Source organism: Streptomyces sp. NPDC058308 (genome assembly GCF_042880275.1).
GTDB lineage: Bacteria > Actinomycetota > Actinomycetes > Streptomycetales > Streptomycetaceae > Streptomyces.
Window position 1 is genome coordinate 40,636 of the sequence record NZ_JBHVZA010000016.1, and the last position, 16,057, is coordinate 56,692.

The window sequence follows — 16,057 nt, forward strand, 5'->3', positions numbered from 1 at the left end:
GCCGCTCGCGTCAGTGGGCGTTCTCCGTCGGGCGCAGGCTCTTGGGGATCTTCGCCCAGGTGAGCGCCGCGGCCACCAGCGGCAGCGCGGCCGCCATCAGGAACGTCGGCGTCATCCCCGAGGTGAACGCGTCGGAGGCCCGCGTCAGCAGGACGCTCCCGGCCGGTCCTGTGAGCTCGGAGGCCACCCGCGCCGCCTCGCCGATCGAGTCGCTCACGGCGGCCGTGGTGTCGGCGGGGAGACCCAGCTCGGGCAGGTTCACGCGGTACAGCGCGGTGGCGACGCTGCCGAGGATCGCGACGCCCATCGCCGCGCCGAGCTCGTAGCAGGTCTCCTCGACGGCCGCGGCACCGCTGACGTCCTCGGCCGGGGTGGCGGCCATCAGTGTCACGGACGCCGCGGTCGTCGCGACGCCGACCCCGCAGCCGAGCACCGCGAGCGCCACGGCGACCTCGCCGTAGCCCAGCGGCCCCGACAGCTGCAGCAGCCACGGAAGGGCGAGCCCCGCCGTCATCATCACCAGACCGCCGCCCATGACGTGCCGGATCGGCAGCCGGTGCATCAGTGCGGGCGTGACCAGCGAGGTGAGAACCAGGCCCAGCGGCGCAGGCAGCAGCCGGATGCCCGCCTCCAGCGGGGTGTAGCCCTGTCCGTACTGGAACCACTGGGTGATCAGGAACAGTGCGGAGCCCAGCGCGATCATGCCGAGGAAGATCGAGGCGGCGGCGATGGCGAAGGGCCGGGACGCGAAGAGGCGTACCCGCAGCAGCGGGTGGTCGAGGCGCAGCTGGCGGCGGACGAAGACTGTGAGCGTCGCGGCGGCGAGCACGAGGAGCGCCCAGGCCACCGGGTCGGCGGGCCCGCCCTTGCCGAGCTGCTTGATGCCGCCCGCGAGGGCGAGCATGCCGACGACGGACTGGCCGACGCCCCACCAGTCCCAGCGGCCCGCACGGGGCTGGTGGGACTCGGGCAGGATCCACAGGCCGAGCGCGATGATCACCAGCGCGACCGGGACGTTGACCAGGAACGCGGAGTGCCAGCCGTCGTGCTGGACCAGCAGGCCGCCGACGACCGGGCCGAGCGCCATGCCGCCACCGAAGACGGCGGACCACACGGCGTAGGCGAGGGCGCGCTCGCGGGCGTCGGTGAAGACCCGCCGCAGGATCGACAGGGTGGCCGGCATGATTGCCGCGCCGCCCGCGCCGAGCAGCGCACGGGCGGCGATGACCTGCCAGGCGGCGGTCGCGAAGACGGCGAGCAGGGAGGCCAGGGCGAAGACGCCGAAGCCGATCAGGAGCAGCCGCTTGCGGCCCCACCGGTCGCCGAGCGCGCCCGCGGTCACGAGGAGACCGGAGAGCACCAGGGCGTAGCTGTCGATGATCCACAGCTGCTGCACGGAGCTGGGCCGCAGATCGGCGACCAGGGACGGGAAGGCGACGTTCAGGATCGTGGTGTCCATGGCGATCAGCAGGAGGCTGCCGGAGAGGATCGCGAGGACGGCCCAGCGCCGTGGATCACGTTGCGGGGTCATGTGGTGTAACACCTCAATTTCGAATGAGACAGCAATGTCTCACATGAAACGTAAAGGTGTCTACTGGGGAACCTCGGCCCACTCCCGTCGCCCCACTCCTGTCACCCCACGCGCTGGAGTGCCTCCGGTGTGAGGTCCGCGAGGCTCGGGTAGCCGTCGACGGCCATCAGCAGGTCGGCCTCGGCGAGGAGCGAGCGCAGGACGTGGGTGACGCCGTCCGCCCCGCCGATCCCGAGACCGTACGCGTACGGGCGGCCGACGCCGACGGCGGTGGCGCCCAGCGCGACGGCCTTCACGATGTCCGCGCCGCCGCGCACCCCCGAGTCGAAGAGGACGGGCAGCCCGTCGGCGGCCTCGACGACCGCCGGGAGCACGTCGAGCGCGGGCAGCCCGCCGTTGGCCTGGCGGCCGCCGTGGTTGGAGCAGTAGATGCCGTCCACGCCGCCGTCCCTGGCCCGCCGCACGTCCTCGGGGTGGCACAGCCCCTTCACGATCAGCGGCAGCGACGTCAGGGAACGCAGCCACGGCAGGTCGTCCCAGGTCAGCGGGTTGCCGAAGACCTGCACCCACTTCAGGACCGCGGACTGTACGTCCTGTTCGGGTGCGGCGGGCAACTGGGCGCGGAAGACCGGGTCGCTCGTGTAGTTGGCCAGGCAGTGGCCGCGCAGCTGGGGGAAGTTGGCCGTGCTCAGGTCGCGGGGGCGCCAGCCCGTGATCCAGGTGTCCATGGTGACGACGATCGCCTTGAACCCGGACTTCTCCGCCCTGCGCACCAGACTCTCGGCGAGCGCCCGGTCGGTCGGCGTGTACAGCTGGAAGAAGCCGGGCGTCCCGCCGAGCTCGGCGGCGACCGACTCCATCGGATCGGCGGACAAGGTGGACGCGATCATGGGGACACCGGTCCGCGCGGCCGCCCGCGCGGTCGCCAGATCCCCGTGCCCGTCCTGCGCGCAGATGCCGAGGACCCCGATGGGCGCCATGAACAGGGGCGAGGGCAGCCTCATGCCGAACAGGTCGACGGACAGGTCGCGTTGCGAGGCCCCGACGAACATGCGCGGTATCAGCCCCCAGCGCTCGAACGCGGTGACGTTGGCGCGCTGGGTGAGCTCGTCGCCCGCGCCACCGGCGACGTACGAGACGACGGAGGGCGCCATCGCGGCCTGCGCGCGCGACTCCAACTCGTCGTACGACATGGGGTACGCGGGGACGACACCGCGTAGCCCGTCGAGGTAGATCTCGTCCTGATAGTCCTTGTAGGGGCGGGGCATCGGGTTCATGGGAGGGGAGCCGCCTTTCCCGGCGCGGAGTAAGGGCGGCCCAGTGTCGTTTGATGTTGACGACAGGGTCAATGCACGGTGCGTCAGAGCCCATGCGCGGTGAGGGAAGCGTCGGCGGGCGGATTGGGGATCAGTCTGCGAGGGCATCACCGTGGGGCAGGACCGTCGCGCACCGGATGCCGCGACCCCGGTGGCGACGTTGATCGCGGGTGGACGCCGGTTTGTCTTCTGGGAGGGGAGTGAGCTGCCATGCGTGCGCACCAGCGCGCCCATCGGCCCACGGAACGGGTGGAGTACGCGTTGCCGCCGGAGCTCGCGTCGGCGGGCCGGGCACGGAGGCTGGCCTCCACGTTTCTCGCCGGAACCCGGCGCCGCAAGACCGAGGTAGCCGCCGAGCGCGTGGATGACGCCACACTCGTCGTCTCCGAGCTCGTGTCCAACGCCGTGCGGTACGCGGACGGTGGCTGCCGCCTGAGCGTCGAGGTCACCGGCAACCGGGTGACCGTCCAGGTCACCGACGCAAGCCCGGAGCGTCCGCGCTTCCAGAAGGCGAGCGTCGACCGAGAGGGCGGCCGAGGCCTCACGATGGTGCGGGAACTCGCCCACCGCCTGGAGGTCGTGGGCGCACACCGGGGCGGAAAGACGGTGCGGGCCGTACTGGCCTGAAGTCGCCGCCCGGCCCCCGCCGGGGCCGGGCGCTCGGGCCGGAGTTCTTCACCCATTTCCTCGGACCCGCGGAGGACTCCGGTGCTCCGTGACCGTGCGGTCGCCACGTTCGCCGCGGCCGACCAACCTGAGGGCCCTTCTGACGGGCACCCAGACCCGCACTCCACGCCGGGCCCGTACGCATGACGCCCGGCGGCCCGGCCCTTACGGAGAAACTCCCTTGCGAGCGGGCTCCCCGCCACCGGACAGTGGAGCCATGTCCACCTCCCTCGTACCGCCCCCCGGCCTGACCGTGCGCCCCGCGACGCTCGGCGACGCGGCCGCGGTGTGCGCGCTGCTGAACGAAGTCGATCTGCTGGAGGTGGGCCGCGCCGACACCGAACTGTCCGCCGTCGAGAGCGACTTGACCCGCCCCGAGGTGGACCTGGAGCGCGACTCCTGGCTGCTCTTCGACGGCGGTCTGCTCGTCGGGTACGGGCTGGTGTGGGACGAGTCCGCGGGCGAGCGCGTCGACATCGACCACTACGTCCTGCCCGGCCGCCCGGCGGGGGCCCTGCACCTGCTGGAGCTGATGGAGGCCCGCGCGGGCGAGCGCGCCGTGGCCAACGGCGCGGCCCGCGCGGTGGTGCACCTCCACCTGACCACCGAGCCCACCACGGACCCCCAGGCGCTGCGCGCGCGGGGCTGGCGCACCGTGCGCCGTTACAACGTGATGAGCCGTCGACTCCGGCCGGAAGGCGACCGGATACCCGTGCCGCCTCCCGGCGTGACCCTGCGCCCCTGCCTGGCCGATGAGGACCGCCGACGCGCCCACGCCCTGTTGCAGGAGACCTTCCAGGAGCACTTCGACCACCAGCCGCGCACCTACGCGCAGTGGCTGGGCGACATCGACGCCGCACGCGTCGACTGGTCCCTGATGTGGGTCGCCCACCTCGACGGCGTGGGCGACGCGGCCGTCCTGCACACCCACGACAACCGCCCGTCGATGGGCTGGATCGGCAGCCTCGGCGTCCTGGCCGCGGCCCGCGGGCGCGGCCTCGGCAGCCACCTCCTGCGCCACGCCTTCGGGCACTACGCGGCACTGGGCCGCGACCGGATCGGCCTGGGCGTGGACACCGACAACAGCAGCGGCGCGCTGTCCCTGTACGAACGGCACGGCATGACGCTCGACCACGCCGTCGACACATGGGAGCTGATACGCCCGGTCTGAGGACCCGGACGAGGCCCCGGACGGCCCTTTGCCGCGTCTACTGCGGCACGTTCAGGACGAAGTCGAAGTCCGCCTCCTTCGCGTTGCCGACGGACCGTACGTTCATGAGCAGCCGGGCGTCGAAGATCGGGTCCGTGTTGTTGCGCGGCTCGCCGGGGAAGTACAGCTGCGTGGTGAGGATCGGGCGGCCCGGTGCCTGCACCTTGACGTGCAGGTGGCGGGTGCGGCCGGGGTAGAGGCCTGGCACGACCGTGGTGAGCTTGAACGCGCCGTTGGCGTCGGTGAACTGGTGCCCGCGGAAACGGAATCCCGTGTTGTCGTACGTTCCGTAGGCGTCCGCCTGCCAGAAGTCCAGCAGGGTCCGGGCTATCGGCTTGCAGCCGAGCCCGAAGACGTAGCCGGTGACGGTGAGCCGCACGCCCGGGGTGCCGGGCTGGACGAGCGAGGTGCGCTGCGGGGAGTTGGGCTTGAAGTACGGGCCCTCCATCTGCGGGATCGTCGGGTCGTCGCCGTCGTCACAGGTCGGCGTCGCCTCCAGGGCCTCGCCGCGCTCGTGGATGGTCCGCGCCAGGGCGGGCCCGCCCATGAGGGTCACGGGCAGGGCCATGCCCATCGCGGCGGCGGCCCGCAGGACCGTCTTGCGGCTGGGGCCTCTGCTGCCGTTGACCGGGCCGGGGGTGCCGTCTTCGTCGGGGGCGCCGTCGGCTGTGCCGGGGGTGCCGATCTCGTGGTCCATCGCTCCTCCTGAGCCTGAAAGGGGTGGGCGGGTTCCGGATCGGCTATGAAGCTATGCGGGGGAGGAGGGCCCGGCGATGGACTCCAGCCGGTGGTCGTGGTGAATATCGCCGCCGCCGCGGCGGAAGCTCCCCGGGCTCGCGCCGGTCTCGCGGCGGAAGAAGCGGCAGAAGTAGGCCGGGTCACCGAACCCGACCCGGTCGGCGACCTGACGTACCGACAACTCCGTGCGCAGCAGGAGCCGTTTGGCCTCGTGCACGCGGGTCTGGCGGATCAGTTCGCCGGGGGTGCGCCCGGTGGACGCCTTCACCGCCTCGCTGAGATAGCTCACCGAGACACCGAGCCGTTCCGCGCACGAGCGCACCGACTGCAGGGCGCCTTCGGAGGAGCCGAGCAGCGTCACGAACTCCTCGGTCACCGTGACGGGGCGGGAGCGCGGGAGCGCGACCGGTGCGTCCGCGTGGGGCGACGCGAGCGGCACCGCCGCCGCTCGGGGCGCGGGGAGCCGGGCCGCCCGCACCACGAGGACGTGCAGCAGGGCCCGCAGGACGCTCTGGAACCCGTGGGCCCCCGACCGGTACTCGCCGTCCAGATCGGCGACGAGGTGCGCCGTCCATCCTGCCGCGTCCTCGGGCAGGTCGATCCAGGAGCGCCGGGCGAGCGTGCGCAGGACGTACCGGTCGGCGGGGTGGTCCACGAGGAAGTCGTCGGTGAAGAGGATGACCTGGCCCTCCAGACCGGTGACGTCCTCCCACTGGTGGACCTGGCCGGGCGCGATGAAGCACAGGTTCGGCGGCCGCAGCGTGAACCGGCTCAGGTCGACGACGTGCCCGCCGGTGCCGCCGGTGACGTGGACGATCTCGTGGAAGGTGTGCCGGTGCGGGAAGGACGCGCGTGACATGGGCCCGATGGTGTCGAACGTGCCGATGGCGAACGGCAGGGCATTGGGCATCGGCACCTGCAGCCGGTGGGTCGGCATGCCGTCCTCGCCCGGCTCCCCGTTGTTCCCCTCACCCGGCAGAACCGTTGTGCCGCGCATGCGCAGTGCTCCTCATCGGCCGAAGGCTGGTCCGGACCATCCGGCTCCCCACCATGGCATGCGGGACCCGGACGGACAGGACTGCGATTGCGCCGAAACCACGGAGGGAACGCGTACGCGGCCAGGAAGTCGGCGCCGCCCGACCGGTGCTGCAGGTGGGCGCACCGGCAGCCTAGCGGCGCGCCGCCTCAGTGCCGCGTGCCGCCGGGACGCCCCGGGAGCGGTAGACGATGTAGGGGCGGGCCAGGTAGCCGAGCGGGGCGGTGAAGGCATGGACGAGCCGGCTGAACGGCCACAGGGCGAACAGGGCCATGCCGAGCAGCGCGTGCACCTGGTAGGCGAGGGGCGCGTCGGCCATGGCCGTCACGTCGGGGTCGAGGGCGAACAGGGAGCGGAACCAGACGGAGACGCCGAGCCGGTAGTCGTAGGAGTGGGGCCGCAGGGTGGTGGCCGTGGCGGTGAGGCCGGCCAGGATCACGCAGAGCAGGACCGGGTGGACGGCGCGGTCGCTGCGGCTGGTCGCGGCGCGCACGGCGGGCACGCGCAGCCGCCGCAGGAGCAGGATCACGAGCCCGGCGAGGGTGGCGAGGCCCGCGGCGCCGCCCACGAGCAGGGCGTTGGCGTGGTAGAGCCACTCGTGGACGTGCGCCTTCTCGGTGAGCGACTCGGGCACAAGGAGTCCGATGGCGTGCCCGGCCACCACGAAGAGGAGGCCGTAGTGGAACAGCGGGCCGCCGACGCTCAGCAGACGGTGTTCGTGCAGTTGGCTGGAGCGGGTGGTGAAACCGAAGCGGTCGTAGCGGTAGCGCCAGGCCGTGCCGGTGATCAGCACGACGAGGACGAGATAGGGCAGCACGCCCCACAGGGCGATGTGCAGGTGCTTCACCGGGCAGCCTCCTGCGCGTGCGGAGCGTCGGGTACCGGTCGGAGCCGGGGGAAGGGCAGCGGAACGAGACCGACCGACTCGGCGGGCGGCCCCGTGCGGGCAAGGCGCAGGGCAGCCTCGCGGGTGGCCGGGCCGGTCCCCGGCAAGGTGTCGCAGACCGCCTGGACGACGTCGGCGTACGGGCTGCGGTGCGCCGTCAGGCCGAAGCGCAGCAGTTCCAGGGCGGCCCGGTGCTCGGCGAGCAGCCGCGTTCCGGCGTCCGGGACGCGGGCGGCGAACTCCAGCATCAGGGGCAGGAAGTCGGGCAGTTCGTCCTCGGGCGGCCGCCAGCCGTGCTCGCGGTACAGGGCTTTGAGCCCGGCCAGGGTGGGCCCGCGCCTGCGGGTGTCGCCGTCGGTGTAGTACGTCAGATACAGACAGCGCCGGCGGCTGCGGTCGAACGTGGCGACGTACCGGGCGGCGAGCGCGAGCGGGTCCGTGTCGCCGACCTGTTCGCAGAACCGCTCCAGGAGACGGATCCCGGTCCCCGGCACGGGCTCCAGCGCCGTACGGACGGTGTGCAGCCGCCGCGGCCAGTCCAGGTCGGGGTAGCCGAGCAGCAGAGACGCGGCTTGACGGACGACGGCGCGGCTCACTCGGCGCCGCCCTCGGTGCGCGGGAACAGCCCGTCGGGGCGCCCGCGGCCGTTCCAGTTGAGGAGGTTGACCCGGTCGCGCAGCGATGTCCCGGCATGTTCCGGCTCCCTGCCGGGGGAGCCGGGGGAGCCGGGGGAGCCGGGGACGGTGTGGAACGCGTCCGCCTCGTACATGCCGGGCCCGCCGTAGCCGTCCAGGCTGCAGCCCGCGTCGAGGTCGTCGGCGGGGGTCCTGGCCGTGTAGCTGGTGGGGACGACGTAGCGCTCGTCGTACTTGGCGAGGGCGAGCAGCCGGTACATCGCCTCGATCCCGTCGGCGTCCATGCCGACCGCGCGGGCGATGGCGGGATCCTGCTCCTCGCCGAGGTTGACGCGCCGCATGTGGGAACGCATCGCGGCCAGGCGGCAGAGCGCCGCCTCCACCGGCGCCGGATCGCCCGCGGTGAACAGTTCCGCGAGGTAGGCGACGGGGATGCGCAGCGAGTCGATGGCCGCGAAGAGCTTCGCCGGGTCCTCTCCGTCGTGCCCGCTGGCGGTCAGGGACTCGACGACGGGGGACAGCGGGGGGACGTACCAGACCATGGGCATGGTGCGGTACTCCGGGTGCAGCGGGAGCGCCACCCTGTACGTGCTGATCAGGGCGTGCACGGGGGAGCGACGGGCGGCGGTGATCCAGTCGTGCGGGATGCCGGAGGCCTCGGCGGCCCGCGCCACCTCGGGGTCGCCGGGGTCGAGGAAGCACTCCAACTGGGCTTCGTACAGGTCCTGTTCGTTCTCGGTGGCGGCGGCCTCGCCGACCTTGTCGGCGTCGTAGAGGATCACGCCGAGATAGCGAAGACGCCCCACGCAGGTCTCGGAGCAGACGGTCGGCTGGCCCGCCTCGACGCGGGGATAGCAGAACGTGCACTTCTCGGCCTTGCCGGACCGGTGGTTGAAGTAGACCTTCTTGTACGGGCAGCCGCTGACGCACATGCGCCAGCCCCGGCAGCGGTCCTGGTCGACGAGGACGATGCCGTCCTCGATGCGCTTGTACATGGCGCCGGACGGGCACACCGCCACGCACGAGGGGTTGAGGCAGTGCTCGCAGATCCGCGGCAGGTAGAACATGAACGCCTGCTCGTACTCCAGGCGCACCTGCTCGTTCATCTTCTTCAGCATCGGATCGCCCGCGATGTGCGCGGGCCCGCCGCCGAGGTCGTCGTCCCAGTTCGGCCCCCACGTCACCGCGGTGGGCTCGCCGTCGATCTGGGAGCGGGGCCGCGCGGTGGGGACGTCGTCACCGAGCGGCGCGGAGATGAGGGTCTCGTAGTCGTACGTCCACGGCTCGTAGTAGTCGCCGAGCGAGGGCAGCTCGGGGTTGGCGAAGAGCCGGGCCAGGCGGCGGGCGCGGCCCCCGCTGCGGGGCACCAGGCGGCCGTGCTTGAGCTGCCAGCCGCCCCGCCACTTGTCCTGGTCCTCGTAACCGCGCGGGTAGCCCTGGCCGGGGCGGGTCTCGACGTTGTTGAACCAGACGTACTCAGTGCCCGAGCGGTTGGTCCAGGTCTGTTTGCAGGTGACCGAGCAGGTGTGGCAGCCGATGCACTTGTCGAGGTTCATGACCATCGCCACTTGTGCCATGACCCGTCCGATGGTGGCTCCGTCACGGGGCATCAGTACTGAACCTCCTGGGCGCGGCGCCGGATCACGGTGACCGCGTCGCGCTGGTTGCCGGTGGGACCGTAGTAGTTGGGGGCGAAGGAGAGCTGGGCGTGGCCGCCGATCAGGTGGGTCGGCTTGATCAGGAGTCTGGTGAGGGCGTTGTGGACGCCGCCGCGCCGTCCTGTGGCCTCGGACTTCGGCACGTTCACCAGCCGTTCCTGGACGTGGTACATGAAGACCGTGCCGGGCGGCATGCGGTGCGAGACGACGGCGCGGGCCACGACCACGCCGTTGTTGTTCCGCGCCTCGATCCAGTCGTTGTCCGCCACGCCGATCGCCTCGGCGTCGGCCACCCCGAGCCAGATGACCGGGCCGCCGCGGGCCAGCGTCTGCATCAGCAGGTTCTCCTGGTACTCGGAGTGGATGGACCACTTCGAGTGCGGGGTCAGATACCGCACGGTCACCGACCGCCCCCCGCCGTCCGCGGCCGGCTGCTCGCCGAGCTCCGCGAGGTCCAACGGCGGCCTGTACACGGGCAGTTGCTCGCCGTACTCGGCGATCCAGGGGTGGTCGAGGTAGAAGTGCTGGCGGCCGGTGAGGGTGTGCCAGGGCTTGAAGTGCTCCGTGTTGATCGTGAACGGCGCGTAGCGGCGCTCCGGGCCCTCCTTGCCCGACCACTCGAAGCTCGCCCCGACCTGCACAGGCCGCGCCTGCGTGTCCGAGAACGTGATGCGCCGCTCGGCCACCGACGCCGCAAGCTCGCCGAGCCCCGTGTCGGCGCCGCAGCGCTCGGCGAGGCGCTCGAAGCCCTCGGCGGCGAGGCGGCCGTTGGTCGTGCCCGAAAGGGCAAGGATCGCCTCGCACATCTTGACGTCCGTGTCGAGGAGGGGCAGCCCGCGCACCGGCGCGCGGTGCGCCGTGCCGCAGCGGCCCGCCAGCCAGTCGATCTCCGGCTGCGGGCGCACGGTCACCCCCTTGACCGTCATGCCCTGCTGCCCGGTCAGCGGCCCGAGCGCGGCCATCTTGTCGCCGATGGCGGTGTAGTCCCGCTCCACGAGGGTGAACTGCGGTCCGGTGGGCCCGTCGGGCGGGGCCTCACCGGGGGTGTCGTGCAGCAGCGGGGCGGCGACGAGGTCGTGGGCCACGCCGAGGCGGCCCTCGGCGAGCCGGCTGACCTCGGCGGCCAGACCGTGGAAGATCTCGAAGTCGGTGCGGGCCTGCCACGGCGGGTTGATCGCGGGGGAGAAGGCGTGCACGTAGGGGTGCATGTCGGTGCTGGACAGGTCGTGCTTCTCGTACCAGGTCGCCGCGGGCAGCACCAGATCGGCGAAGAGCCCGGTGGACGTCATGCGGAAGTCGAGGGAGAGCAGCAGGTCGATCTTGCCGCGCGGCGCCTCGTCCCGCCAGGTCACCTCGCGCGGCCGCTGCTCCGGCAGGGCCTCCTCGGCGCTCGCGTTGTCGGACGCTCCGAGCAGGTGCCGCAGGAAGAACTCGTTGCCCTTGGCGGACGAGCCGATCAGGTTGGCCCGCCACACGGTGAGCACCCTGGGCCAGTTGGCGGGGTCGTCGGGGTCCTCGCAGGCGTACGACAGGCTCCCGGCGTCGCGTTCGGCGGCCACCCACTCGGCGGGGTCGGCGCCGGCCTCGTGCACGCGCCGCCCGAGGTCGAGCGGGTTGGCGCCGAACGTCGGGTACGAGGGCATCCAGCCCTGCCGCACGGAACGGGACACCAGGTCCGCGGTGTGCAGGCCCGCGAGGCCGCCGGGCGCGGTGGGCGCGGCGAGGGTGTCCGCGGTGAACTTCTCGTAGCGCCACTGGTCGGTGTGGAGGTACCAGTACGGCGTCCCGGCCATCTGCCGCGACGGGCGCACCCAGTCCGACGCCGTGGCCAGCTGCTGCCAGCCCGCGTACGGGCGCACCTTCTCCTGCCCCACGTAGTGCGCCCAGCCCCCGCCGTTGACGCCCTGACAGCCGGTGAGCAGCAGCAGGGACAGGAACGACCGGTAGATGGTGTCCGAATGGAACCAGTGGTTGGTGCCCGCCCCCATCACGATCATGCAGCGGCCCCGCGTCTGCTCCGCGGTACGGGCGAACTCCCGCGCCGCGCGCACCACCGCCTGCGCCGGGACCGAGGTGACCGCCTCCTGCCAGGCCGGGGTGCAGGGCGTGGCCGCGTCCTCGTACGACACGACCGCCGCCGCCCCCAACCCGGCCCGGGCGACGCTGTACTGAGCCAGCATCAGGTCGAAGACGGTGGTCACCAGGCGCCCCTCGACCTGCAGCGCCGGAACCGTGCGCCGCACCGTCGCCCCTTCCTCGTCGAAGCGGGGCAGCACCACCTCGGCCGTCTCGGCACGGGGGTGGCCGTAGAGGGTCAGGAGGGGGTCGATGTCGCCGAGGCCGAGGTTCCAGCGGCCTTCGCCGTCCTTGCCCCAGCGGTCGCCCAGGGTGCCGTTGGGCACGACCGGCCGGTCGGTGGCCGTGTCGTAAAGGACGGGCATCCAGCGCCGCGACTCCGGCGCGGCCTCCTTGGCCAGGTCCAGATCGCGGGCGGTGACGAACGCGCCGGGCGCGCGGGCACCCGTGCCGCGCTCGTCGAGCGCGACGAGGAAGGGCAGGTCGGTGAAGCGTTTGACGTAGTCCGTGAAGTACGGCACCTGCCGCTCCACGAAGCACTCCCGCAGGATCACGTGCCCCATGGCCATCGCGAGGGCGCCGTCGGTGCCCGGGTGCGGATGCAGCCACTCGTCGGCGAACTTCGTCGCGTCCGCGTAGTCCGGCGAGACCACGACGACCTTCTGGCCCCGGTAGCGCGCCTCGGCCATCCAGTGGGCGTCGGGCGTACGGGTGACGGGGACGTTCGAGCCCCACAGCATCAGATACGCGGCGTCCCACCAGTCGCCCGACTCCGGTACGTCGGTCTGGTCGCCGAACACCTGCGGGGAGGCGATCGGGAGGTCCGCGTACCAGTCGTAGAAGGAGAGCATCGGGGCGCCGATGAGTGAGTGGAAGCGGGCGCCGACGGCGTGCGAGGCCATCGACATCGCCGGGATCGGCGAGAACCCGGCGATGCGGTCGGGCCCGTACTCCTTGAGGGTGTGCACGTGCGCGGCGGCCGCGATCTCCAGGGCCTCGTCCCAGCCGATGCGCACCAGGCCGCCCTTGCCGCGGGCCGACTGGTAGCGGCGCCGCTTGTCCGGGTCGCCGGTGATCTCCGCCCAGGCGGCCACCGGGTCGCCGCCGAGCCGGCGCTTCGCGTCCCGGAACAGCTCCACGAGGACGCCGCGCGCGTGCGGGTAGCGGACGCGCGTGGGGGAGTACGTGTACCAGGAGAACGAGGCGCCGCGCGGGCAGCCCCGTGGCTCGTAGTCCGGCCGGTCCGCTCCCGCCGAGGGGTAGTCGGTCGCCTGTGTCTCCCAGGTGATCAGGCCGTCCTTGACGTATACGTGCCAGGAACACGAGCCGGTGCAGTTCACTCCGTGGGTGGAGCGCACCACCTTGTCGTGTGCCCAACGCTCCCGGTACGGCTGGTCGTTGACGCGCTGGTCGGTGCGGAACACCGCCCGGCTCCCGGGCGTGGTCGGCGCCCTCTGCATCAATTGCCCGGCGGCAAAAAGGCGTTCGGCGGCATCCGCCGCGATCCGCTCCGCCTTTGCCCTGCCACGTCCCATGCCACGGACTCCCCTCGGGGACCGGCCTGCCGGAACGGTCACCTCCGGCACGCGCCTCTCGACGAACGAGGATCAGACTCCTCTCGCCCGGCGCGTGATGTGGATCTCAATCGGGCCAGTTGGTTGTACCTAGAAGTTATTTTTCTTGCTCTTGACAATGGGCGTTGCGGTACGAGGCCGGACTAGCACGGTTCCTTTACCCCAGGGGCTCCGTGCCGCGGCCCGCCGGAACCCGTCACGCCGAGCACCGGAGGTACGCACCCCTTGAACACCGGCAGCTACTTCGAGCCCATCGACGACCACCGCTACAAGCCCACTTCGCACGCGGGCGGCGCCTGGGCCACCGACGAGTACCACTTCAGCCCGGTCGGCGGCCTCCTCGTCCACGCCATCGAGCGGCATCTCGACGCACGGCCCGCCACCGGCCTGGTCCTCTCCCGGATCAGCTTCGACATCCTCGGCCGCCTCGCCCTCGACGAGTGCGAGATCCGGGTCGAGACCATCAGGCCCGGCCGCACCATCGAACTCGTCGAGGCCGTCGCCCTCATCGCAGGCCGCCCCGTCGTACGGGCCCGGGCCTGGCTGCTCGCCTCGTGCGACACCGGGGCCGTGGCGGGCGGCGACCCCGAACGGCTCCCCGCGCCCGAGGGGCTGACGCCCTGGGACATGGGCGCCGTGTGGCCGGGCGGGTACATCGCCTCCCTGGACGTCCGCCCGGTGACGCCCCCGCGGCCGGGCCGCGGGACGGCGTGGATCTCCACCCCGCTCGACCTCGTCGCCGGACGGAGCGCGGGCCCGCTGGCGTCCTACATCGCGCTCGTCGACACCGCCAACGGCATCGCCGCGCGCCAGTCGCCCACCGCCTGGATGTTCCCCAACGTCGACCTCACCGTCCACCTCCACCGGCAGCCCGAAGGCGGCTGGACGGGGCTCGACACCACGGTCACCTTCGGCCCCACCGGGCAGGGCATCACCAGCACGGTCCTGCACGACGTCACCGGGCCGGTCGGCCACGCGCAGCAGATGCTCACCGTCCGCCCGATGCCGAAGCAGGGCTGACGGCCGGTCAGGCAGGCTCGGTGGCGAAGCGGCTCATCGCCTGGATGCCGGCCTCCGGGGCCATCGGCTCGCCGCCCTCCAGCGCGTCCCGCAGATCCCGGAAGTACTGCACGTACAGATCCGGTGTGAACGTGCTGAGCATGACGGCGGGCTGGCCGGTCACGTTGGCGAAGGTGTGCGGGGCGCCCGCCGGGACCATCACGAACGTGCCCGGCGTGGCGTCGTGCTCGTCCCGCCCGACCGTGAAGCGCACCGATCCGGTGATGACGTAGAAGCCCTCGTCGTGCTGGGCATGGCGGTGCTGCGCAGGCCCCGGCGTGTGCGGCGCGAGGACGGACTCGGCCATCCCGAGGCGATGCCCGGTGTTGCTGCCGTCCTCCAGAACGCGCATGCGGGTGGTGCCGAGGACGATCGTCTCGCCCTCGCCCGGACGGACCACGGACACGGCGGGGCGGGCGCTTCCGGTGTTCCCGCTGTTCCCGGTCTTCCCGCTGTTCCCGCTGTTCCCGCTGTTCCCGGTGTTCTCGGTCTCGGTGTTCCTGCTCTCGTGAGTCATGCCCCGATTCCACCGCCGGAGCTGGCCGGCCGTCCAAGACCTGTTCCGGGGCGTCGATACCGCATGGGTATCGTGACGGCATGGAGCTGCGCGCGCTGCACTACTTCGTGGCTGTCGCCGAGGAACTCCACTTCGGCCGGGCCGCCACCCGGCTGCACATGAGCCAGCCGCCCCTGAGCCGGGCGATCAAACGGCTGGAGACCGAACTCGGCGCCACCCTGTTCCACCGCTCACCGGCCGGCGTCACCCTCACCCCCGTGGGAGCCGTCCTGCTCGACGAGGCGCGCGCCCTGCTCGACCGCGCCGAGCGGGTACGCCTGCGCGTGGCCGCCGCGGCCGGCAGCGTGACCGTCACCGTCGGCGTCCTGGGCGGCGCCACCGACCCGGGCGTGGCCCGGCTGGCCGCCGCCTACCACCGGCTGCACCCGCGGGTGGAGGTCCGCGTCCGCGAGAGCGACCTGACCGACCCCGCCTGCGGCCTGCGCGCCGGACGCGTCGACGTCGCCCTCACCCGCGGGCCGTTCGACACGACCGGGCTCACCGTGCGCGAGCTGAGCGCCGACCCGGTGGGAGCACTGCTGCGCACCGACGACCCGCTGGCCCGCCGCGACGCCCTGCCCCTGGCCGACCTCGCCGACCGCCGCTGGTTCGTTTTCCCCGAGGGCACCGACCCCGCCTGGCAGTCGTACTGGAGCGGCGGCGCACCCCGCACAGGACCGGTCGTGCGAGCCGTCCAGGAATGCCGGCAGGCCGTCCTGTGGAACGGCACGGTCGGCATGACCCTCCTGGCCGACGAGCCCGCGGACGGGCTCACGGTGGTGCCGCTGCTCGACATGGCGCCGAGCCGCATGGTGGTGGCGTGGGCCGAGGGCGACGCGAACCCGTTGATCCGCTCATTCGTCCGGACCGCGATCGCCGCGTACCGCGCGTGAGCGGGGCCGGGGCGCAGGCGGAGGGTCCCAGGCGGGGCCCGAAGACAGGCTCTGAGGTGGACGACGCCCCGTGTGACAGGTGACCGGCGGGGTACCCGCTGCGTGCGGCGCGCCGGTTCACCCATCGGGTCCGTCCAGTGTGTGGCGCGTCGTGAACTGCGTGAACCTGTGAGAGGGACCCGTACGAAGGAGCGCCGCGCACCATGACCGTCCACTTCCGCCG

At 72.4% G+C, this 16,057-nt stretch carries 12 protein-coding genes and 1 pseudogene; 4 read left to right on the plus strand and 9 right to left on the minus strand.

Annotation, left to right across the window (positions count from 1 at the left end; genetic code table 11):
• Nucleotides 1–10: 10 nt before the first annotated feature.
• Nucleotides 11–1,531, minus strand: coding sequence for an MFS transporter (locus ACFVYL_RS22100; RefSeq protein WP_389718729.1), 1,521 nt, complete (start codon nucleotides 1,529–1,531; stop codon nucleotides 11–13).
• Between the two features lie 101 nt (nucleotides 1,532–1,632).
• Nucleotides 1,633–2,808, minus strand: coding sequence for an alpha-hydroxy-acid oxidizing protein (locus tag ACFVYL_RS22105; protein ID WP_389718731.1), 1,176 nt, complete (start codon nucleotides 2,806–2,808; stop codon nucleotides 1,633–1,635).
• 249 nt (nucleotides 2,809–3,057) lie between these two features.
• Between ACFVYL_RS22105 and ACFVYL_RS22110 the strand changes: the two genes are divergently transcribed.
• A complete protein-coding gene (locus ACFVYL_RS22110) occupies nucleotides 3,058–3,474 on the plus strand; it encodes an ATP-binding protein (protein WP_389718733.1) in 417 nt (138 codons plus the stop codon).
• A 256-nt stretch (nucleotides 3,475–3,730) separates the two neighbouring features.
• Entirely contained in the window at nucleotides 3,731–4,684 is a 954-nt protein-coding gene (locus tag ACFVYL_RS22115; protein WP_389718736.1) for a GNAT family N-acetyltransferase, read from the plus strand.
• Nucleotides 4,685–4,724: 40 nt separating this feature from the next.
• Here ACFVYL_RS22115 and ACFVYL_RS22120 read toward each other — a convergent pair.
• The 6 genes and pseudogenes from ACFVYL_RS22120 to ACFVYL_RS22145 form a co-directional block, all read right to left on the minus strand.
• Nucleotides 4,725–5,420: pseudogene (locus tag ACFVYL_RS22120) on the minus strand (dioxygenase); the annotation flags it as partial.
• Nucleotides 5,421–5,471: 51 nt separating this feature from the next.
• Nucleotides 5,472–6,458 (minus strand): AraC family transcriptional regulator, encoded by a 987-nt coding sequence (locus ACFVYL_RS22125; protein ID WP_389718738.1) that lies wholly within the window; start codon nucleotides 6,456–6,458, stop codon nucleotides 5,472–5,474.
• Nucleotides 6,459–6,630: 172 nt separating this feature from the next.
• Complete coding sequence (gene narI / locus ACFVYL_RS22130) at nucleotides 6,631–7,344, minus strand: respiratory nitrate reductase subunit gamma (protein WP_389718740.1); 714 nt, start codon at nucleotides 7,342–7,344, stop codon at nucleotides 6,631–6,633.
• The gene (narJ, locus tag ACFVYL_RS22135) at nucleotides 7,341–7,979 is read right to left on the minus strand and encodes a nitrate reductase molybdenum cofactor assembly chaperone (RefSeq protein WP_389718743.1); all 639 of its coding nucleotides are present in this window, start codon (nucleotides 7,977–7,979) and stop codon (nucleotides 7,341–7,343) included. Before narJ ends, narI begins: the two co-directional genes overlap by 4 nt.
• Nucleotides 7,976–9,628, minus strand: coding sequence for a nitrate reductase subunit beta (gene narH / locus ACFVYL_RS22140; RefSeq protein WP_389718746.1), 1,653 nt, complete (start codon nucleotides 9,626–9,628; stop codon nucleotides 7,976–7,978). The genes narJ and narH overlap by 4 nt, the downstream gene beginning before the upstream one ends.
• Nucleotides 9,628–13,287, minus strand: a complete 3,660-nt coding sequence (locus ACFVYL_RS22145) for a nitrate reductase subunit alpha (protein WP_389718749.1) — start codon at nucleotides 13,285–13,287, stop codon at nucleotides 9,628–9,630. The genes narH and ACFVYL_RS22145 overlap by 1 nt, the downstream gene beginning before the upstream one ends.
• Nucleotides 13,288–13,551: 264 nt before the next feature.
• On the opposite strand from ACFVYL_RS22145, the gene ACFVYL_RS22150 reads away from it, so the two are divergent.
• Nucleotides 13,552–14,346: a thioesterase family protein gene (locus ACFVYL_RS22150; RefSeq protein ID WP_389718752.1), complete on the plus strand. Its 795-nt coding sequence runs from the start codon at nucleotides 13,552–13,554 to the stop codon at nucleotides 14,344–14,346.
• A 7-nt stretch (nucleotides 14,347–14,353) separates the two neighbouring features.
• Here ACFVYL_RS22150 and ACFVYL_RS22155 read toward each other — a convergent pair whose 3' ends face one another.
• Complete coding sequence (locus ACFVYL_RS22155) at nucleotides 14,354–14,902, minus strand: cupin domain-containing protein (RefSeq protein WP_389718755.1); 549 nt, start codon at nucleotides 14,900–14,902, stop codon at nucleotides 14,354–14,356.
• 80 nt (nucleotides 14,903–14,982) lie between these two features.
• On the opposite strand from ACFVYL_RS22155, the gene ACFVYL_RS22160 reads away from it, so the two are divergent.
• The gene (locus ACFVYL_RS22160; protein ID WP_389718757.1) at nucleotides 14,983–15,834 is read left to right on the plus strand and encodes a LysR substrate-binding domain-containing protein; all 852 of its coding nucleotides are present in this window, start codon (nucleotides 14,983–14,985) and stop codon (nucleotides 15,832–15,834) included.
• Nucleotides 15,835–16,057 lie beyond the last annotated feature (223 nt).